The sequence below is a fragment of the Schlesneria paludicola DSM 18645 genome (genome assembly GCF_000255655.1).
Taxonomy (GTDB): Bacteria; Planctomycetota; Planctomycetia; order Planctomycetales; family Planctomycetaceae; genus Schlesneria; species Schlesneria paludicola.
In genome coordinates, this window is the sequence record NZ_JH636435.1 from 499,785 (window position 1) to 521,702 (window position 21,918).

Below are 21,918 nucleotides of genomic sequence, written 5' to 3' on the forward strand. Positions count from 1 at the left end.
CACCTTTTCACCGGGGCATCCAGACACGAACGAGCGAAAGCAGCTTTTCGACATCCAGTGGTTTGGACATATAGTCACTGGCCCCCGCTGCCAGGCACCGCTCTTGGTCGTCGCTCATCGCTTTCGCCGTTAAGACGATGATCGGAAGCTTTTTCCAGGCGGGATTTTTACGGATTTCCATCGTCGCCGTGATTCCATCCATTTCCGGCATCATGATATCCATCAGTACTAGATCAATCGATTGCTCGGCAGACTCGCCAAAGCGTGCCAGTATCTCAAGGGCCTCGCATCCGTTTCTCGCGATTTCAAGCTGCGCTCCGCGAGGCTCGAGAATGCTGGTTAATGCAAACACATTTCGGACGTCGTCCTCGACAATCAAAATTCGACGCCCTTCAATCGCCGCATCGCGACTGCGCGCTTTTTCTAACATTCGCTGCTGCTCAGGTGGCAACTCAGAAACCACCTGATGCAAGAACAGTGTCACTTCGTCCAGAAGCCGCTCCGGCGACTTCGCCCCCTTGATGATGATCGATTTCGAATACTTCCGTAACTTTTGCTCTTCGTCCGTCGAGAGATCTCGCCCTGTATAGACAATCACCGGTGGAAACGCATACGCATCTTCACGACTCAGCGTCTCCAGCAGGGAATACCCTGACGCATCGGGTAGCGACAGATCGAGTACCATGCAGTCGAACGTCGCAATCTTCAATTGCTCTAGACACTCGGCGGCACTCGATGCACCAATTGTCTCGACATCGTGCGACCCCAACAGCATCCGCAAGCTTTCCTGCTGCACCGGATCATCTTCCACGACAAGCACGCGTCGCATGCGTTGCGCCAACCGTACTTCCAATTGCTGAAGCGCGTTCGCCAACTCCTCGCGTTTCACAGGCTTCAACATATATCCGACGGCCCCCAGCGCCATCGCCGTCATCGCATAATCACCTGCCGAGATCACATGCACCGGAATGTGCCGCGTCCGTGCGTCATGCTTCAATCGATCGAGTACGGACAGGCCAGAATGATCCGGCAACCCTACATCCAGCACGACCGCACTTGGCAGATACTGAACCGCAATTGCCAACCCTTCTTCGGCCGTCAACGCGATCAGACACTGAAAGTCAACTTCATGAGCCAGATCATACAGAATGCTGGCAAAGGTGACGTCGTCCTCGACCACCAGAATGACTCGGCTATCCCCCGTTAATCGCTCACGATCGTCTTCGAGGTGATGAACTCGATTTGATGCCAAACCCTCACTCACCGGGAATGCGAGAGTGGATGGAAGCGAGCTCGGCAATTCGATCGGCGCCGCCACTTGCGATTCTGTCGATCGCGAACGAACCGGAGCTTGCCGAACCGGCACCGATTGTGGGTCATACACTTCGGGTATCGTAACGGTAAATGTGCTTCCCCGATTCGGCTGGCTGACCAACGAAATGTCGCCGCCGAGTCGTCTGGCAAGTTCCCGTGAAATCGACAGCCCAAGCCCCGTTCCTCCAAATTTTCGATTTGAGTTTCCGTCGGCCTGGCGGAACGCTTCAAATACAATTTCTTGTTGGTGCGTCGATATGCCGATTCCCGTATCAATGATCGAAAACGCGATCTGGTTGCCTGAAGCCGGGCCTGCCTGGAACGTGACTTCCCCCTTTTCGGTGAACTTCATCGCATTCGAAAGCAGATTCTTGAGAATTTGTTCGAGTCGTTGTCGATCAGTGTGAAGGGTTTCCGCGCACCCCGGCAGAATACGAAGCACAAAACTCAGTCGCTTCTGATCGGCAACAGGCTGGAACGTTCGCCGCATATCCTCGACCAAATGGGTCAATCTGACCGGTTCCGGTCGAATCTCCATGTGACCGGCTTCGATCTTCGATAAGTCCAGAATATCGTTGATCAACGTCAGCAAATCGTTACCCGCCGATTGAATCGTTTCGGCATAGCGAATTTGCTCGGACGTCAGATTCCCGCTGGGATTGTCCGCCAATAGCTTCGCCAGGATCAGCGATGAATTGAGCGGGGTCCGCAACTCGTGCGACATATTCGCCAGAAAATCGGACTTGTACTGACTGGCCTGTTCGAGTTCCTGCGTTTGTTCTTGGAGCTTGACGTTTGTGCGATTGACATCATCCCGCTGGGCCTCGAGTAACTGCGCCTGCTCTTCGAGCTGGGAATTCGTCTGTTCGAGTTCGGCCTGCTGAAGCTCAAGCCGCGACTGCGATTCCTTCAATGCACGACTCTGCTCTTCCAACTCTTCATTGGAAACACGCAGTTCTTCGCCTTGTGACTGCAGTTCTTCCGCCTGTCGTTGCGTCTCCTCCAGCAGACTCTGCAAGACAGCACGATCATTCGCCGAGCGAACCGCAATTCCGATTGCCCCAGTCGCCGCGTCAAATAATTGCAACAGGGGTTCATTAACAGGATGCATGAACCCGAGTTCAATGACGCCATTGACTGCCTCGTCGGACATCACCGGTGCAATGAGCAGCTGCCGTGGGACACTTTGGCCGAATGCCGAGCCCACCGTCAGATAGCCCGCAGGAACGTCACGAAGCAGAAATGCCCGTTTGTCCCGAGTCGCCTGGCCAAGCAGACCGTCACGGGTATCTAATCGATCGGGAATCCGCGCCGTGGCTGGAACTCCGTAAGTCGCGACTCGGCGAAAACCACCTGATTCATTTGCGTAAAACACGCCCGCATGCGCATCAAGGTATTCGGCAAAGAATCGCAGTACATTCTCACCCAATCGCTCCAGCCTCTGATCACCCATCATCACGCGACTAAGATTGATTTCTCCATTTTGCAGCCAGTCTTGTAGTTGACGCGACAGGATCGTTTTACGGACGAGATGCGCAACAATGCCAGACAGAATGATCCCGAATATGCATGTCACGACACCACTGACCACCGCGACATGATACGCATTGTTCATCGCGACGATTCGCTGTCCTCGACGCTGCCGTTCGGCAAAGAGCATTTCCTGAACTTCGCTACGGATCGCATCCATCGCGCTTTTGCCGCGATCAGTGATGACAATGTCACGTGCCGCTTCGAATCCCTGCGTTCGCCGAATTTGAATCGTCTCGTCGAGTTCAGCGAGTTTTGCTTCAAGATTGGATTTCAATGCGAGAAGATGCCTGTGCTGCTCAGAGTTATCTCGAACCAATCTCTCAAGCTCGTCAATCCGTGAACGAACGTTCGCAACCGCCAGTGTATAGGGGGCAAGGTACCGTTCATCGCCCGTCAACAAGTAACCGCGCTGACCTGTTTCCGTATCTTTGACAAGCGACAAACAGTCATTGATCGCGAGCAGAATCTCATGCGTCTCGGCGATCAAGACCGCGTTGCGATTCAACGTGTTAGTATTGATGTAGGCAATCAAGCCGCTCGCGGCAAACAGTATTAATGCCGCGGCAAGACCGAGAAACAGCTTAGAGGTCGCTCGAAAATCCAGCGTCGTGGGCGAGATCGATTGCAACATTCGGTGATGGTGTCAATTTTGGGAGGGAGAAACAGCGGCAGGAACTCTGGAGCCAACGGCATTGCGAACGAAACACGTCCCCCAATTATTGTGTGATGAGACGAAACCCTTAACACCCTCACAATACACGCCCCAAGCTCACTGGGTTTGGGAGTCGTAGGAAGACCGAACATGCGTTTCGAGAGAGAATCGCCATCAAATCGCGACCATCGCCCCTGTGCGACATCAGATCACACAGTCTCGCAGGGCAGTAAGCACTTTCAATGCCAGAATTCTAAAATTGCGAACCCAATTCGGCAACGCCGGTGAGTTAAAACAAGACTCAGATCGTCGGCGTCCCGACGGACCTGCAAAAGTGATCACGCCTGACTTTAAAGGGAACAATCGCTTCAGCTTTGGCGGATCGCATTCAGGACGGTACGATTCCGCCGGAAACAGATTTTGTATCAGGGAGCCTTTCGACAATGATGAAGCGCGCTTGGATTGGGTTATTGGCCATCTGTCTGGTTTTGAACTCGCATTCACGACTGTTTGCCGCTGATGCTGATGCGAACGGACTCTTCGCCAGGAAGAACCTCGTTGCCTGGTGCATCGTTCCCTTTGATTCCAAGAAACGCGGTCCCGAAGAACGCGCCGCGATGCTCGAAAAACTCGGCTTCACCCAGTTTGCATACGACTACCGGGCAGAGCACATTCCGACCTTCGACGCCGAACTCGACGCTCTTAAACGTCATCATATCGAATTGTCCGCCTGGTGGTTTCCGACGGTTTTCAATGACGAAGCCAAGATGACGCTGGCGGTCTTCAAAAAGCATCACGTGACCCCGCAGCTTTGGGTTACGGGTGGCGGTGAACCCACCAAGTCAGAACCAGAGCAACAGCAGCGAGTAAAGGCCGAAGCAGCTCGCATCCGTCCGATTGCCGAAGCCGCGGCCGCCGTCGGATGCAAGGTGGCACTTTACAACCACGGTGGCTGGTTCGGAGAACCCGAAAATCAGATTGCCATCATCCAGGAACTGAAGCTGCCCAACGTCGGCATCGTCTACAATCTGCACCACGGACACGATCATCTTGAGCGATTTCCAGAACTGCTCAAGAAAATGCAGCCGTACCTCCTCACTCTCAACTTGAATGGAATGGTCAAGGCGGGCGACCGACAAGGCCAGAAGATTCTTCAACTTGGACAAGGCGACTTTGACCTTGCACTGCTGAAGACCATCAAGAGCAGCGGCTTTGAGGGCCCCATCGGCATTCTCGGCCATACCGACGACGACGCCGAGGAACGGCTGCACGACAATCTCGATGGACTTGACTGGCTGCTGCCACAACTCCAGGGCGTCGCAGCGGGCCCCAAGCCGAAAATGCGCACTCCGGTTCCCGCCGGACAGAATGCGGCGGCTGTTCAACCAAGAGCAAATCTGACCCATGTCGTTGATGGCAAGTTTGGCAAAGCCCTGGATGGAAAAGCGGGCGGGGCGTATATCGCTGGCCGCGACGATTTTCATCAATTTCCCCTGACGATCGAGTGCTGGACAAAGCTGACGGAGTCCGCCCCATACAACATCCTCGTCTCCAACGAACTCAAATCGTCGGGAACGCACTGGGAGTTGTTCTCAATGGCCGGATCAGGCCGCTTGACGTCCTACACACCTGGCTTCGCTCCCGAGCATTGTCACACCACCACGCCCATCTGCGATGGCAAGTGGCACCATGTCGCGATGATCCTTGAAGTCGATCGTGTTCGACTCTATGCCGATGGACATCTGGTCGCAGACCAGAAGCACCAGCGGACGGAAATGAAAACAATCAACGGCAATCTCGCCATTGCAAGTCTGGTGGATCAGCAGATCGGATGCACAGGACTCGTCGATGAAGTGCGAATCTCACGCGGTATTCGTCCACCGACGGCTGTCATGGAAAAGGTCTATACAGTCGACGAGTCCACGCTGGGACTCTGGCACCTCGACGAACTCGTCAATCAGAAGCAATTCGACGATGCGCTCAAGCTCAGCCCCGCGTTGATTAGCATGAACGTGACGTCCGCTGACGCTTCGGCGGGGCGTCCGAAAATCGAAGGGCACTGGGGTGAAGACGCGTTAGGCTTTCGCTGGACAGAAGCAGACTCGCGCGATGATCGGCTTGGGCAGATGGATACTGGGCCGTTCTTTAGCGGCTCGATTACGGGTGCCGGTGGAACCGTCTACAAGGGCGTCGTTGTCCGTGTTGGCGAGAACCGAACGGCGTCCATCTGCTACGACACCGAATTGATTCGGGCATCGGCAGGCTGGACAGGATTTCTCAAGTTTGACCCCGCCCGCTTTGGGATTATTGTCCCCCCGCAAGTCGCCGGCGATGTTGCCTTCACGACGCCGCGCCTCGGCGGATGGACACGAACCGACGAGTTCTCGAAATTCCGAGAATCAAGCGAATACGGGGGTTTGCCCAAAGAAGAAGCGCACTACGAAGGGCTTTATCGTCATGCCAATCGCGTCACGCTGAAGTTCGCGATTGGATCGATAACGTCCGGATTACCCACCGAGATCCTGGAATCACCTTGGCTGGAAGAAAATCACGGTGCATCGGCCCTCAGCCGTACCATTCAAGTGGGGCCGTCCTCAACGCCATTGTCGCTGCTCGTCGCAGAAGCGGGCGCGCGCATCCGGCTCATTGCCGACCACGAGGTTGCATCACTTCGTCCAGGGCCAGCTAATTCACAGATTGTTGTCGTACCGGCACACGCGAAACCAATCACGTTCAAATTGCTCTTCGCCGCCGCAGGTGCAAACGACGCTGCATTTAACAGGCTGGCAAGCGAATCTCCGAAGCCTGAAGATTTGTCTCAACTCCTGAAGCCTGGCTCCACCATTTGGGGTGAGCCGCTCGTGACGCAAGGGGAGGTCTCCAGCAGTCCGGCCGCTCTGACCATCGATACGATCACACTTCCATTTGAGAATCGATTTAAAGCACTCATGTTTTGCGGCGGGCACGATTTCTTGCCCGATGGACGCGCCTTTGTTTGTACGTTGCATGGCGATGTCTGGCTGGTTGACGGGATCGATGACACTTTGCAGAAGATCACCTGGCGCCGATTTGCCACAGGCCTATTCCAGCCGCTCGGCGTGAAGCTTGTCCCACGTCAGAACAGCGATCGTTCAACCTCCAAGCAATTCGATCTCTATGTCGTTGGACGCGATCAGATTTCGCGGCTGCATGACATTAATGGCGACGGTGAGGCCGACTTCTACGAAAACTTTAATAACGACGCCTACGTCTCGTTGAACGGACACGAATACGTCACCTGCCTCGAAACAGATCGCGCAGGAAACTTCTACTACATCAAGGGCAACTGCAATTCCGCGACTCCGCACGATGGCAGTCTGTTGCAGGTATCACCAGACGGAACGAAGCTGTCGGTGTACGCGACCGGATTTCGAAACTCAAACGGAATCGGGATCGGTCCGAATGATGAGATCACCGTCGCGCCACAAGAAGGCGAATGGACGCCGGCCTCGGCGGTGTTCGCGGTGCGGCAAGGTGGCTTTTACGGCGGGATGATGTCGCATCACAAGCCAACGCCACCAACGGATTTCGAACATCCATTCTGCTGGTTTCCGCGTCTGGCCGACAATAGCGGTGGTGGACAAGTCTGGGTCCCGGCGAATCATTGGGGCCCCTTGGGGGGCCAGCTTCTGCACCTGTCCTATGGACAGTGTAAGCTCATGATCCTCGCTCGGGAGCCACTGCCTTATGACCTGGAACCAGATGGAACAGTGACGTCGCGCCTCGCACTCCATCGATCCCCGCAAATCACCATGAACGGGGTGACAACCGACTTGCCGCTGTCCTTTGGCTCAGGCATTCATCGCGGTCGTTTTAATCACCACGATGGCCACCTCTATTTGACAGGACTTAAAGGCTGGGTGACCAGTGCCGTCAACGATGGCTGCTTCCAACGCGTTCGCTACCAGAATCAGCCCGTCGATGCACTTATTGCAATGAAAACGTATCGAAATGGCATCGCGCTCACGTTCTCGCGGCCACTGAAAGCCGAAGACGTGACCGATATCGACAACTACCAGTTGGAAGCATGGAATATCCACTGGTCCGCGGAATATGGGTCTCCCGACCTCAAGCCGTCGGCCCCCGGCCAAGTGGGACGCGATCCCGTCGAGCCGAAATCAGTCACATTGCTGGATGATCATCGCACCGTATTCCTCGAGCTCCCGGACCTGAAGCCGGTGGATCAAATGGGCATCACCTATTCGTTTCATTCCGCAGACGGCGCGCCGCTCGAGCAAACGGCTTACTTGACATTAAACGGAGTGTCGGACGAGACGATGCCTGAAGAAAAGCTGCATCGTTCGCGACAAGACATTGAACGAGCAGAACTCTTGTCACGGCTCGCCCCAGGCATCCGTGTGACGGCACCATTTCTGAAGTCAACGCTCCAGCGCCGTATGGTCGCGTGGTCGGACCTGACTCCCAATCAGCCGAATCAGGTCATCCAGGCAGAAGGCTATTTGAAAGTTCCAGCGACGGGCGACTATCGCTTCCTTGCCAGTGTCGCGGGCCATGCAGAATTGCGTCTGCTGGGAAAGACTTACCCGCTCGGCGACCAAGCCGTTACCGTGAGGCTGCGAAAGGGAATGACCCCCATCGCGATCCAGCATTCGTGCTCCACATCACAGCCTCACTTTCGGCTGATGTGGGAGTCGGATCGCTTCCCGCGCGAATCGATTCCGGCCACCCTTCTATTTCACGAACGAACAACTGAGGAAACACCGAGGGTAATCGCGACGGCAGCTTCTGGCGAGTTGCTGTTTGCAAGACTCAAGTGCGCTCAGTGCCATCTCGATTCCGCATCCGCATCCGCGTTCGTGCAGACGGCCGCGGACGTCGAGCGGCTGCGGCAAGCTCCATCACTCATCGGTATCGGGACAAGAGTCACACCGGAATGGTTAGCGGCCTGGTTACGCAATCCAGGGCATGTTCGCCCTGGGGCAACGATGCCCGCGTTGATCGCGGAACACGATGATGCGGCAGTTGCCGATCTGGTCGCGTATCTCAGCTCGTTGCGCACCACAGAACGCTCGAACGAATCATCGCCAGCCGCCCCCTCTGACTCGAATAGTGCGGTTCTCACGGGTGAACAACGCTTCGAACGCTTGGGTTGTATTGCCTGCCACACGTTCACACCTGCCGAAGACAATCCGGACTGGCATCGTATGTCGTTGCAATTCATCAATCACAAGTATCAGCCGGGTCAGCTTGAACAATTCCTGCGCGCGCCGCAGCAACATCATGTGGGAGGCCACATGCCAAACTTCCATCTCACTTCGGAAGAGTCTCAGTCACTCGCAGCACACCTCACCGCGACTGCAAAAGGCGTCATCGAGACAATTCAACCGGCCAATCCAGGTGACGCGGAGCGAGGTAAAAAGCGATTCGCCGAACTTCGTTGCGATCGATGCCACCAGGCATCAGAGACAGGACAACTTGCGACCGCCGACGTACGCTCACCGTTCAAAGGCGCTGGCTCCATGGGGTGTCTGTCCGAAGCGTCAACGTCATCGGGAAAGATCCCCCACTACTCACTGACCAATGCCGAGCGAGACGCACTCCTCGCCTATGTGAAGTCACCACGTGACGCATCGAAATCGGACAACAAAGCCGGAACGGCCACGCGATCAAGCGAGCTATCGACACGTGACTTGTTCGTATCATTGCGATGCGTGGCCTGTCATGCCCGCGATGAATCATCAGCCGCCTGGCCGGAAATTGTCGCCGAAGAAGGTTCCGGAAAAATGCCAGAAACGGTTCCTCAATTGACCTGGGTCGGCGAAAAATTGCAGGGGCCCTGGATTGCCGCTCAGATCAAGGGTGAACTGAGACAAAAGACGCGGCCATGGATCAAAGCGCGCATGCCGAGCTTCCCGGTCTATGCCGATCTGATCGCCCATGCGATGGCAAGTGAACATGGAGTCGACTTCGCCGAACCTGTGCCGACCAATCTTGATCCCGATCGAATCGAAACAGGACGTCGATTGACTCTTCGTGACGGGGGACTCGACTGCCGTCAGTGCCATGGCGTCGGTAAGGAACGCCCTCAAGGAGACGTCGCGACCCAGATCGCGTTGGGCATCAACTTTGCCATGACGCATGAACGCGTGCGGCCCGAGTTTGTGCTGCGACAGTTACTTGATCCACCGCGTTATGACGTTGGTTCAAGAATGCCGAGGTTCGCGCCGGACCTAAAAACCACTGCCGCACGGCATATCGACCAAGGAGACGCCAAGAAGCAGTTCGAGGCGATCAAGCAGTTCCTTTGGTCAATTCAGTCAGAAGACTGACTTCTTTAAACGATCGTCAGCCACAGTCACTGGGGCTTCGTTGAACCCTGGTGAGTGTGAACAGACGGATCGCCGTGGATCGGCAGCAGTTCGTAAAGTTCCCGTTTGGCATCCTTCGAGGAACGACCGGCAAAGGTAAAGAACTTGCCACTGCTCGCAAACAGTGGCCCTGACAAAAGTTCTTCGGACAAATCTCCATGAATAGGGGATTGTCCGAGCCTTGCCCCGGTCTCCACATTCAACCACGTCATGACTGGCATTGATCGCGATCCTCCGGCATCGACGCGATGCGCCACGGCGCACGTCGTACCATTCAACCAGAACATCTCCATGCGGTGGGCGATCGGGACAAACCAGACGGGCGCCCCGGACTCCCGCGAGAGGGACAACAGTCCTCGAGGCGTGTCGACCACAATCCGGCTGTCACTCGCGCCAAGGATTCCGCGAACATCAGCGATGGGGCGACTCCAAACCGTGCGTCCATTTTGAAGATCGAAACAGCAAACCTCGCGAACGCCAGGAAGCGCGACGATCACGCACTGTCCATTCACGATCGGTGCATGGACACGAAAATCATCCGCCAATTCATCGACGGGCCTTCGCAAAGTCAGATGACGTCGCAACCATTTCATTTCGCCTTTCCAATCGAAGCACGCGGTCGTTCCCGCCACGGTACAAATGGCCAACCGATCATTGAATTTCAATTGTGCGGCGTACCATCGCTCTACTGGTTCGCGCAGGGTCATCAACTCGCGTCTCTCAGTGACCGCTCCCGTGGAATCGTCAAACCACGTTGCCGCGACGTGAACCAAATCGTCGTCACCTTTCGTCGCAGTGACCGTAAACAATCTGCCATTCCAGATGACGGGATCAGCAAGGACACCCAATGACGGTCGTTGCCGCCACACAATATTCCCCTGCGCCAACCCAATACAAACTAGCTCTGGTCCCGCCTTGGTCAATCGGCGAACGAACAGATGATGCTCGGTCACCAGCGGTTTCATTGGAATGAACGGCAGCAGATGACTGTCCGCCTGTTCGCCACCCAAACCGCACGACCAGATTGTCTCGGCGTCATCTTTTGAATAGCACGTGATTTGAAATCGATTGCTCACATAAAAACGACGACCGTCGGAGGTTGCCGCGAGTTGCCTTCCGATGGCATCGTTGATTCGAAACTCCCAGCGTCCCGGATCAGTTCCGAAGTCACCGTCCATACGGGCGCGAAAAACCAATGCATAGGGACGCACTTCAAGTGGCAACTGATCCGAGCGTTCTTCATGATCCACAAGGTGACGTCTCGCGCGCTGATCACCAAGGTCTCGAATCAATGCTTCAAATGCCGTTTTGGGCAGCGTCGCGGAATTCAATGCGACAGACGCATCTTTCAGTTCCACCAATGCCGCAGACGCCTGTGTGTCGGACGATTGACCAGCGAGCGTTCGCGCAAGGATCAATCGAGGTGCGACGACATCGTGCCCATTCCCTTCGCGACTCTGTTGTGCATCCAGATAACGTTGAATGGCCGATTCACACTGGCCGCTCGCCAGATCTCGATCACCAAGCCAAACGCTGGCGTCACGTGCGGCATCGGTTCCCAGGAACTGCTGTGTAATTCGAGCAACGGCGACAAGGTCGTTCTGATTCGTGGCCGCGCGCAACCGAATCGATCCCAACTCTTGATAGCGTTCCGCCATCGCTGTGCGGAATTCGGGAAGTTCATCCAGCCGCATTTTCTGAAGCGCCCCAAACGACACGAACCACGCCGAATCGCTGGCGTCAGGCAATAGAACCTGGTCGTCGTCCGGCATTGTCGTGGTGGCGATGCGACAGGCCTCGTCAAAGTTCGAGCTGGAAAGTGCCGCCTGGATCTCGGCCCGAGCGCTATAGGCGGCCTTGTTGACACTCAAAACCAACGGGTGCCGCAAGCTCGGTGACAGGATGTTCGCAGCCCCATCGTCGAGCTGCGGAGCGTACTCTGCCACGAGCGATTCCGCCCATCGGGCGTGGCGATTGAGTTCCACCCCGCGTTCACTCGAATGCACATCCGGCTGGGGCAACGTGCTCCAGAACGAAGCCGCGCGTGCCGACGTCCAGGCAGTATCCCAGTCCTGCCCATAAACCGCGCAAAGAATCTCATGTGACTGCAGTTGATCGCAGACAGGCTGAAAAGGGTTCTTCGTCCAGGCCGGGCCACGCAACACGGCTTGGCGGATTTGAAAACTTGCGGCAGATCCATCCGCTTCCACAATTTGTCGGCCAAGTTCAGCATACCTCTGCGCCATTCTCATGGCGGTAGAATTGTTGGTTGCGTCGCACAGCATCGAGGCCTCATGCAGCAATTTGTATTTTCGGACGAAACTCAATTTGGAATCGATCGCGACACTAAGCAACTGCTCAAAGACTTCCCTGCCGACCTCATCGGTGGGCCGCCGGGCCACAAATGCGACGGCGTTGGCAATGAACCACTCCGTCGAATCCACATCGTCCGGCTGTTGATCAAGCACACGTTGCTTCCAAACGGAAACGTCGATCGGACCGTCTGCAGGAGTGACGACCACTCGGTTCAGCAATTCGCGTGGAAACAGCTCTGTTAAACCCGACAGTTCGCGCCCGCACAGATGGTTGACTCGAATCGTGGCCGCGTCATCGCTGGATGAGCCAAACAGCCCGAACGTCGCGATCTCGTCGGCCGGACGGTCGGAATACTCCTCTGCAATGGCCCCCCAATGTCGCCCATCACCGCTGATCGAGACGTGGATCTGATCCAGTCCGAGAATCCACTTTAACCAAATCGGCTGTACCAACATTGATTTTGGACCATGACGAGAGTCATGGTCCGTCTGACGCGCGTCCTGACTCTCGCTGCGCGGGCTCAGTACGAGACCTTCATTTGCAAGCCCCTTCCTGAACTCCCATTGGTAAATCGGTCGCCCATCGCGATCCCCCAGAAAGAAGCCGGTTCCCCCGTCAGCAGACAGCATTCGCGCACTGATCTCACTGAGCCTTCCGGACAACGCCGCGTCTTCAAGTCCAGGCAGGTGCTTGAATGGTACGCTTGTGATCGCCTCTACGGGACCACGCTCGACAACTAATGACACCGAGCCATCGTCCTCTGATACGAGGTGGCCGGATCCAACCGGCACGCTGGCCCAGGAAAGACCCGCCGCGTTTCCGTCAACGATTCGTCTTTGATCCGTGTCATCGTGCATCGGCAATGGATCGCTCCGATGCATTGTGAGCCCACGTAACCGAAACTGCCCCGAAACGTAAACCTCGATTGGTGGAATCGTGAGCGGGCCGGACATCAAAATCAGTCCTCCGCGCGCCAGCACAAGGCTCTGATCCTGGTGTCGAATATCAAATGTTCCTGGCGTCGAACGCGCGTACGCGCCGCTGTCTGTCGTCACCAACGCCCAACGCGAAGGACGGGGCGATGCATCATTTCTCACAATCTGATACGCCGCCCACAATGGCGGCTCGCAGTGCGGGAAGAATCGAAATGCCAGTCCGGTCTTACCAGTCCAAAACAACAGGGTCAGGTCAGACACATCAAATGGTGTCATTCGCAACACGGCATCGCCCGGCCAAGGGGCTCGAAGTTTGCCAAGCCCCTGAAATCGAGTGATTCGATGAGCGGGCTTGCCAATCAGCTCCGTCGACAATCCAAATGAATCGGGCTCAACCGATTCCAGCCACAGTTTGGCAACCGATTCGGCAAGCTCGTCGTGACCGGATCGCTGATAGTCCGCAGTCCATCGACTGCTGTCTGGACTCCAAACAGATGCATCCTCCGCCAACGATGCCGTCCACGGGCCGCTCACCGTGCCTGATCGCAAACGAGTCGAATCGGCGGGCATCGTTTCGCTATCGGATTGCAACATCAAGGCAGATCGCGTGTCCTCGTTTTCTTCCACGCCAGTGACACGATCCGCGGCGTTCGGACGATCCGCCGTTTCGGGGGGAGCGGAGACGTCGTCGTGAACAGATTTCGTCGATAACACGTGACCAACACGAACGATTGCAGGTGCGAACATCCAAAACCAGATCGTCAGGCCGATCCCGGCCACGATACCGATGACGGACACGAACATTCGAGATCGGACTGCACCAGCGCGAGCCTGATGTGACGAGGGCACGACCGCCATCGGCGACCCGCGCAGTTCGTGGTCCGCTCCGAGAACGTTGCCCAAGTTCAATTTCGCAACCAGATCAGGCAATCGGCCGCACGCCAGACGGAACTCCGCCGAATCCCTCCACCGCGATCTCACGCTCGAGACCTCGTCTGGGGTCAGCTCTGTTGCGGACTTTTCTTGCAACAATCGAAGCAGGTCTTGGTCGGTCATTCGGAGTCCGACTTGCGAGTTTCGCCTGAGATGGCCTCGGCGGATGGACAACAGTCTGTCGCCATCGAGATACCTGGCCCCACGACAGCTTGACGGCACCGCGACATCATACCGCCAAAGTGCCCCCATCCGTGTTTCGACGGACAAGAAAATGCCGCCGCCGTTCGACACGGTCTCACCCACATCGAACGGCGGCAAATGACTTCGCTTTCAACAAATCATCCGGTCATTTTTTTTCCGTCGATTCCGCGGCCTTCTTTGCAGCCGCCCAATCCCCAGCGACTGCGGTCAAAATCTTCTTCGGATCAATGTGCTTTCGGAACGTGTCTCGAATTTTCTCTGGAGTCAACTCCGCAATTCGCTGTTCCATTTTCACGTAGTAATCCATTGTGCGATCCGCGACGAGCGTCGATTCGAGAACCTGAGCCAGCTTGGAATCTTCCGTTCGCATCACTTCCTGCCCCTGCAGGAAGCCACGGCGAGCATCATCCAATTCTTTCTGGGTCACGCCACCATTCAGGAATCGGTCAAGTTCCTCGCTGATTCCATCGACGATCTTTTCCAAGTTGGCAGGATTATAAATTGCATACATTGTCAGCGTCGCGCGGGTGTCGAGCGAACTGGCGACCATCGACGAACCGACACCATACGACAGGCCTTCCTTTTGTCGAATTCGGTCACCCAATCGCGACGACAGTGCCCCCGCACCGAAGATGTAGTTCCCAATCACCAAGGCCGGATAGTCGGGATCATCATCGCGCATCGGAATCACACCACCCGAAAAGTAAAAGGCGTTTGCCTTGTCCGGAGTGGCAATTTGAATCAGATCGGCTTTGATATCGGGAGTGACGTTCCGGGGAATTCGCTCGTACGGTTGTTTCGCCTTCCAACCACGCAGCATGCTGGTGAGAGCCTGAACGGTCGGTTCCTCGTCAAAGTCACCAACGATCGTCAATTGCCCAGCCTGAGCGCCGACGAAATCTGAATACAGTTTCTTCAGCGTCGCGATATCCACTTCATCCGTTTGTCGGATTTCTTCTTCGCTGGTCGGGTAATACCGCACGTCGCCGATGGGATAAGGGTTCAGCGCACGCCGAACGGCTTTCAGCGCCAATTGCTGTGGATCAGTCGATCCCTGTTCCAAGTCGGAACGATGACCTCGTTTCAGGATCTCCAGTTCAGAGGCCGGAAAGACAGGTTCTCGCAACACTTGCCGCAACAAGTCGATGACCGCGACCAAGTTATCGCGTTTGGTCTGGATCACGAAGGTGGCGTCACCTGCAGAACTGGTCGTACCAAGCGACGCCAGATTCTTGTCAAGTTGATCCTGCAACTGCTGCCGCGTCAGCTGTTTCGTTCCCTTCGTCATCAGGAAAGGAAGGAAGGATGTCGCTTTTGACATCCCGAAGAGGGTCTTTTCGTCGCCATAGCACAGATTCAATCGCAAGACGACGGTGTTGCCGCGCGTCTTCTTCGGAAGCAGGGCCACTTTGACCCCTTCAATCATCTTGCGGGTGGTACGTCCTTCGATCTTCCGAGGATCGACATCAAACGCTTCACCGACCGCCGTATCACTACGCCCCTTGTAGTCGCCAATCATCTCGTCCAGATTCGGCGTGGCAGGAATTGGAGTTCGCTGAGCTTCTTTCGTGGGATAATAAATCCCGATCGTACGGTTACTGGGCTGCAAATACGCCCGCGCGACGCGGCTGACATCCTTGGCAGTGACCTGCTCAAGCCGATCACGATAGATGAAGTACAGGCGCCAATCCCCCTGGGCGGCCCATTCGCTGAGATGAACGGCCAACTGCGCGGAATTCGACGCTTCTTGCTCACGCTGCTTCAGCAGTCGCTGCTTGGCTCGTTCCACTTCCTCGTCTTTGACGCCTTGATCGATGACCGATTGCAACGAATCCAGCAATCCGTCGAGCACCGCTTCGGGTGAATTTCCCGTCGCCACTTCTGCCATGAACCTCAGCACACCCGGGTCATGCAACGCATAGGCGGCCCCCGAAACACTCGACGCCTTCTTCTGTTCGACCAGCGCCTTGTACAACCGGCCGGACGGGGTCATGGTCAGCACGGACTCAAGCACATCGATCGGGGCAAAATCCGGATGACCGCCTGAAGGAATGTGATACAGGGCCCCGACCACGCTCACTTCACCGACACGCCGCAGCGCGACGGTGCGTTCGCCGTCTTGAGCCGGCTCTTCCGTGTATGTCGGGGTCAGAATCCGCTCCGGCTTCGGAATCGCGCCGAAGTACTTCCCAACCAGTTCTAACGCTTTCGGCTCTTCAAATCGCCCTGCGATAATCACCATCGCATTGTCGGGCTGATAGTATCGTTTGTAGAACGCTTTCAGATTTTCGACGGGAACCTTCTCGATGTCGGCTCGATTTCCGATCGTCGACTGTCCGTAGTTGTGCCAATTGAAAGCGGCGCTCATGATCCGCTGGCTCAGAATCGAATGCGGATTGTTCTCGCCACGCTCGAACTCGTTCCGAACAACCGTCATTTCCGACGCGAGATCTTCACCTTTGACGTAGCTGTTCGTCATCCGATCCGCTTCAAGACGGATCGCGAACTCCAGATTGTCGTCATTCGCAGGCAACGTCTCGTAATAGTTCGTGCGATCCAGCCACGTCGTTCCGTTAAATTCGGCTCCCCGGGCCTGCAATAACTTCGGCACCGACGGATGATCCGGCGTTCCTTTGAACAGCATATGCTCAAGCAGGTGTGCCATCCCCGCTTCACCATAACCCTCATGTCGCGATCCTACGAAGACAGTCAGATTGACGGTGACGGTTGGTTTTGACGGATCGGGGAAGAGCAACACCTTCATTCCGTTTTCAAGGCGATGCTCACTAATTCCTTCGATGGTCGTGATCTTCATAACTTTTGGCGCTTCTGCTCCATGAAGTGTGAAACCTAGGATTGCTGACGAGATCGCCAACGCTCCCGCGACAAGACGCATTAACATCGAGAAGTTCTCCTCCTGGAACCGTTTCACAAATGCCAGACACCCAGTTGTATTCAAGGTCGCCGTGCCGAGATTCCATTGGGTCGACTCAAAACTGCGTGTTCCCTTCGCTGACGACGATCGAGAGGCACTTCTGGAAAATGCCCCCAGGGAAGCATCATCCCGCACGCACACGAGCATAATCAACATTCTTTTGCCGCAGACCGTGTCACGGTTGGCCAACGACGGAACGTCTTCACAGCCTCGATAAGAATCGTAGCAACCTGTCGAACTGAAGGAAACGAGTCCCTTCGATTGTCCCAACAGGTTTGCCCCGAATCGATTCGTTCAAGTACGTAAACTGATACGTAAACTGAATTGCGGACAGGAAAAGTCCTCACGTTCCGTCGCAGGGCTTCCGTTCCAACGAGGCCGAGCCGGCCCCCATGGAACTTTTCAGATCGGCAGTCGCACAAAGGCTTCGGCCACAAAGACGTCAAAGCGATTTCAAATAGGCCACCAGATTGGCCACGTCCTGATCGTTAAGCGATTCGCCGACAAGATCCTCGGGACGATGATACTTCGTTAAAACCTGCTCAAGACTTCTGGCCTTGCCAGTATGCAAAAACCTGCGACGTGTCGACACGCCGCGCAGTGATGGCGGATTATACTGCTTGTTTCGATCCTTCGGATCTTCCACCGCCCCGTCAAAGGTGTCAGCGGACGTAAACGTCGGTCCTGTATGACACTTCGCACAACCCGCCCGACCTTCAAAGAGCTGCTTCCCGAGCCGAAGCGACGTCGTGTCGGGTGTGGATCGTGACTTCTCGGGGTGATCTAGACTTGTCAAATACGCCGCGAGGGATTCCACATCGTCATCAGAGATTGGTTGCTCGGTGTTCATGCTCTCGTGCAGTGAGCGGCGCATCGCGTCCTTGAGATCCGTCTGCCAACCATGCCACGTCCATGGCCCGGTCACCGCAACTCCACGCAGCGAGGGAATCAGCTTCGGGGTCCCGTAACTTTGGTCGTTCCGAGTATCAAAAACTTGTCCCGATGTATGTCCGTCGGTATGGCACGTGTGACAACTGAACCAGGAATGCTTGGACCGATCGGCATCATAGAATACTGCTTCGCCGCGACGAACAAGATCGGCCTCTGCCGGTCCCCCCAATGAAACCGTCGATGCAATTCCGTCGGTGTCCAAATCAACAACCTGCAGCGAATTGTCCAGCGCGTTTGCAACGACAACTTGATGATGATTGAGAAATTGCACGTCGACTGGCCGGCCGCCCAGCCTGATCCGACGGAAGCGAGTACGATCGCGACGAAGCACTTCAGGCAAAAAATCACCAGGATCGCCCGAAGGCCAGGGAATTGTGGGGAAGTCGAGTACCAGCAATTCATGTGTGCCGCCGCAGGTCACCACAATCTGCTTGCCATCGTCACTCAATGCAACGGCATTGGCATCACCGACCGCCTTTCCTCGAATATCAAGCCCGAGTTGCTTCTGATCACCGGGCTCACCATCAGGAAGCGGCAATCGCGACAGGCGATTGTCGATGACCCAACCGATATCGATCATGTTTGCCGTGACCGAGAAGGCCCGGTTGACGGCACTGGGAAGGACGACCGTTTGAGAATCCGCCGTCACAACCGGCTTGCCGGGATTGAAGCCACCGTCAAAAATTTTCCTCGAACTCACCTGCTCAAGCGAGGCCAGGTCGTGCACAAAGACCTCACAGGGGACCGCGCAGCACGTTACCAGCCATCGATCATCAGGAGAGACAACCAATGCGCGTGGAATCCCACCGACGGTCAATCGCTTCTCCACCAGCATCGCCGGCGACCCCGTTCGCGCCAAAAGACGGGCAAGATCCACTACAGCAACCGCATCGTCGCCCCCCAGCGCAATGAACGCCCTGCGGCGATCCTTCGAAATGGCAATTCCTTGCGGCTCGTCACCGATGACAACCGTATTGACGAGTTTGAGCGTCTCACCATCGCGGGAAATCACCGCGACAGCATCGTCGTGCAGCAACGTCACAAGCGCCGTCGTTGCATCCAGCCAAACGATCGCATTCGGACCACGCCCCACGGACAATTCAGAAAGAACGCGTCCTTCGACCAGATTGACCAATCCAACGGTTCCCGCGGTGAAATTCGCGGTCAAACAGATCGTCCTGTCCTCCGCAACGGACAGTGCGATTGGACTTCGATGTGGCTCGTCGGCCCTCAGAACGTTGCCTACGATCACCACAAGCAACACGATCAGCAATCGAGTCCAAATCACGCCGAATCTCCATTCGAGTGCGGTGCCACGTTCTGCCAGATGCCACCGAGCATTCCAGCGCGATCCGTTCATCGCACTGAGACAGTAGAACTTCTAGCCGCCTGACGCCTGACGTCAAGAGCGCACGAACCCGAGGCAAAGTCGATGCAACGATCAATTGCGATCAAACCCTCATGAACTCAGATGTTAAGAGTTCTCGTCTACATTTCTCTGCCGCTCGCGATTGAGCAACGCCGGAAGCAATTTATTGATGCACTCCGTCTCCTCGTTACCAATCCCCCTCGTCCTCGTTCGCCCTCCTCATTACCAAGCTCCCACCTGGTAACGCCTCTTGAATCCTCCTCGTTACCAAGCTCCCGCTTGGTAACGCTTCCTGCGTTCTCGATTTCTACCGAGCAGGCAATCTTGCCGCACCTCAAACGCCTGCTTTCGAACGCGGGAAAGAATTCGCCCCCCTTTGTCGTTCTAGAGTCACAAGATCATGACACGTTGCCGCTAAGGGGCAGGGGGTTGAGGAGCCAGTTCGCACGCCGCAAAGCCGTTGGACTTGTGAGTTCCGTCGCAGAATGGACGACGCGATGACGCGCCGCACCGGCACAGAGCGACATTCTCTTTTCCTGAAATGTCGTATTGATTTCCCAGATGATCAATCAGGGTGACCGGGCCTGTCACCAAAAAAGGGCCATTTTCGCGAGTCTTAATTGTGACGTCTGGCATTTCAAATTCCCTTACAATTATTGCTTCAGTTCGTGACGACCGGACTGTTCTGTGCTCTGTGCAACAGACAATCATTCCCACTCTCATCGCCGAGACCATTCGACGACAATTCCGCGTGAACGCCGATTCTACCGGTAACCCGCGACGATCTGTACCGACGGCGACCGACTTCACGGTGGGCCAACAGAACTGAAGGTGCCGAAACGTCAACTCGTAACACATCGAACCTGGATTGAAACGGCGACGAAATCGGCACGTCCGGATCAACGCCCCAGGGACGGAGGCTCGATGTATCTAACGATTGCGTCAGTTGTTGCACAGGCGCAAATGGACACGCTCTTGTGTCTGATTCAGCCTGTGTCACTGAACGCACTTAAAGTATACTCATCGAGAATGAGAGCTCGCAGAGATCCGATGAAGGAACCACGATATGCCGCACGGCTGGCGTCAGACGTACACATTGAGAACCATGGCCTGCTTGCTCGTTTTTCTTGCTGTGATCCCAGCGGATGCTCAACGCCCCGACCCATATCGTGACGCACGCCACAAAATGGTGTCCGAGTACATCGAGCGCGAGGGCGTGACCAATCCCTTGGTGCTCGCCAGTATGCGACAGGTGCACCGGCATGAGTTCGTGACGGCACAGTACCGCAAAAGCAAAGATGCCTACTTGGATGCGGCCCTGCCCATCGGCTACAAGCAGACGATTTCTCCTCCGTTTGTCGTGGCCTATATGACCCAGACAATCGATCCACAGCCAACCGACAGAGTCCTCGAAATTGGGACAGGCAGCGGTTATCAGGCGGCGGTCCTCGCGAATATTGTGAAGGAAGTGTATTCGATTGAAATCGTGCCGGAACTTGGCAAAACCGCGGCCGAACGCTTAGCTCGGCTAAAATACACCAACGTCAAAACGAAGGTGGGGGATGGCTATCTGGGTTGGGAAGAGTACGCACCATTCGACAAGATCATCGTGACCTGCTCACCCGAAAATGTCCCTCAGCCGCTGATCGATCAATTGAAAGAAGGCGGCCGCTTGCTGGTTCCTCTCGGCGAGCGCTACCAGCAAGTCTTTCATCAGTTCGAGAAAAAAGACGGGAAGCTCGAGGAGAAAACACTAATCTCGACGCTATTCGTACCGATGACAGGTCAATCTGAGGAACAGCGCCGCGTTAAACCTGACCCTTTGAATCCAAAGATTCTGAACTCGGGTTTTGAGGATGACGATGACGGCGATGGGTATCCCGATCATTGGCACTACCAGCGCCTGACAAAGCTGGTCGAACAAGACGCGCCGCAGGGAAAGCGTTGTCTTTTGCTGGAATCAAATGATCACCAACGCATCTCTCAAGCGCTACAAGCGACGGCCATCGACGGAACGAAGATCAGCTCCCTGCAGGTGCGAATTCAATACAAGCTTGAGAACGTGGTTCGCGGACAAGAACCATTCGAGGCCGCCGCGGTCGTGATCCACTTCTACGACGAGAATCGCAAAGCATTTGAGAATGCGTTCATTGGCCCTTGGGAAGGAACCCGCGACTGGGACGTCATCTCCAAAACCATCACCGTTCCTCAAAAGGCCCGCGAGATGATTGTGCGCATCGGCCTGAATGGGGCGACCGGCAAGTTGTGGGTTGACGACTTGAGTATCGTCCCCAAACTTCGATAGTACTGGCTTCTGCGGATCGACGATCGCACAATCGTCGACGCTGAGACCTCGCAATTGGCTTATCGCCAGTTGCCGGTCGCAGCCAGTGAATGCCGATTCCGAT

7 protein-coding genes are annotated in these 21,918 nt (G+C 55.7%); 2 read left to right on the forward strand and 5 right to left on the reverse strand.

Features of this window, described 5'->3' with window-relative positions; genetic code table 11:
• Positions 1-7: 7 nt before the first annotated feature.
• Positions 8-3,478: a response regulator gene (locus tag OSO_RS0119570; protein ID WP_010584869.1), complete on the reverse strand. Its 3,471-nt coding sequence runs from the start codon at positions 3,476-3,478 to the stop codon at positions 8-10.
• Positions 3,479-3,942: 464 nt separating this feature from the next.
• Here OSO_RS0119570 and OSO_RS50860 point away from each other — a divergent pair, with 464 nt between their 5' ends.
• The gene (locus OSO_RS50860) at positions 3,943-9,828 is read left to right on the forward strand and encodes a DUF6797 domain-containing protein (protein WP_010584870.1); all 5,886 of its coding nucleotides are present in this window, start codon (positions 3,943-3,945) and stop codon (positions 9,826-9,828) included.
• 26 nt (positions 9,829-9,854) lie between these two features.
• Here the strand turns inward: OSO_RS50860 and OSO_RS0119580 are convergent, their stop codons facing one another.
• From OSO_RS0119580 to OSO_RS0119595, 4 genes are all read right to left on the reverse strand, one after another.
• Entirely contained in the window at positions 9,855-14,174 is a 4,320-nt protein-coding gene (locus OSO_RS0119580; protein ID WP_157605349.1) for a BamB-related PQQ repeat family beta-propellar protein, read from the reverse strand.
• A 226-nt stretch (positions 14,175-14,400) separates the two neighbouring features.
• Positions 14,401-17,157, reverse strand: coding sequence for a M16 family metallopeptidase (locus OSO_RS0119585; RefSeq protein WP_050986236.1), 2,757 nt, complete (start codon positions 17,155-17,157; stop codon positions 14,401-14,403).
• Positions 17,158-17,632: 475 nt separating this feature from the next.
• Positions 17,633-19,429, reverse strand: a complete 1,797-nt coding sequence (locus OSO_RS44280) for a c-type cytochrome (RefSeq protein WP_157605350.1) — start codon at positions 19,427-19,429, stop codon at positions 17,633-17,635.
• Between the two features lie 495 nt (positions 19,430-19,924).
• Positions 19,925-20,146, reverse strand: coding sequence for a CDGSH iron-sulfur domain-containing protein (locus OSO_RS0119595; protein WP_010584874.1), 222 nt, complete (start codon positions 20,144-20,146; stop codon positions 19,925-19,927).
• A 430-nt stretch (positions 20,147-20,576) separates the two neighbouring features.
• On the opposite strand from OSO_RS0119595, the gene OSO_RS0119605 reads away from it, so the two are divergent.
• Complete coding sequence (locus OSO_RS0119605; protein WP_010584875.1) at positions 20,577-21,815, forward strand: protein-L-isoaspartate(D-aspartate) O-methyltransferase; 1,239 nt, start codon at positions 20,577-20,579, stop codon at positions 21,813-21,815.
• Positions 21,816-21,918 lie beyond the last annotated feature (103 nt).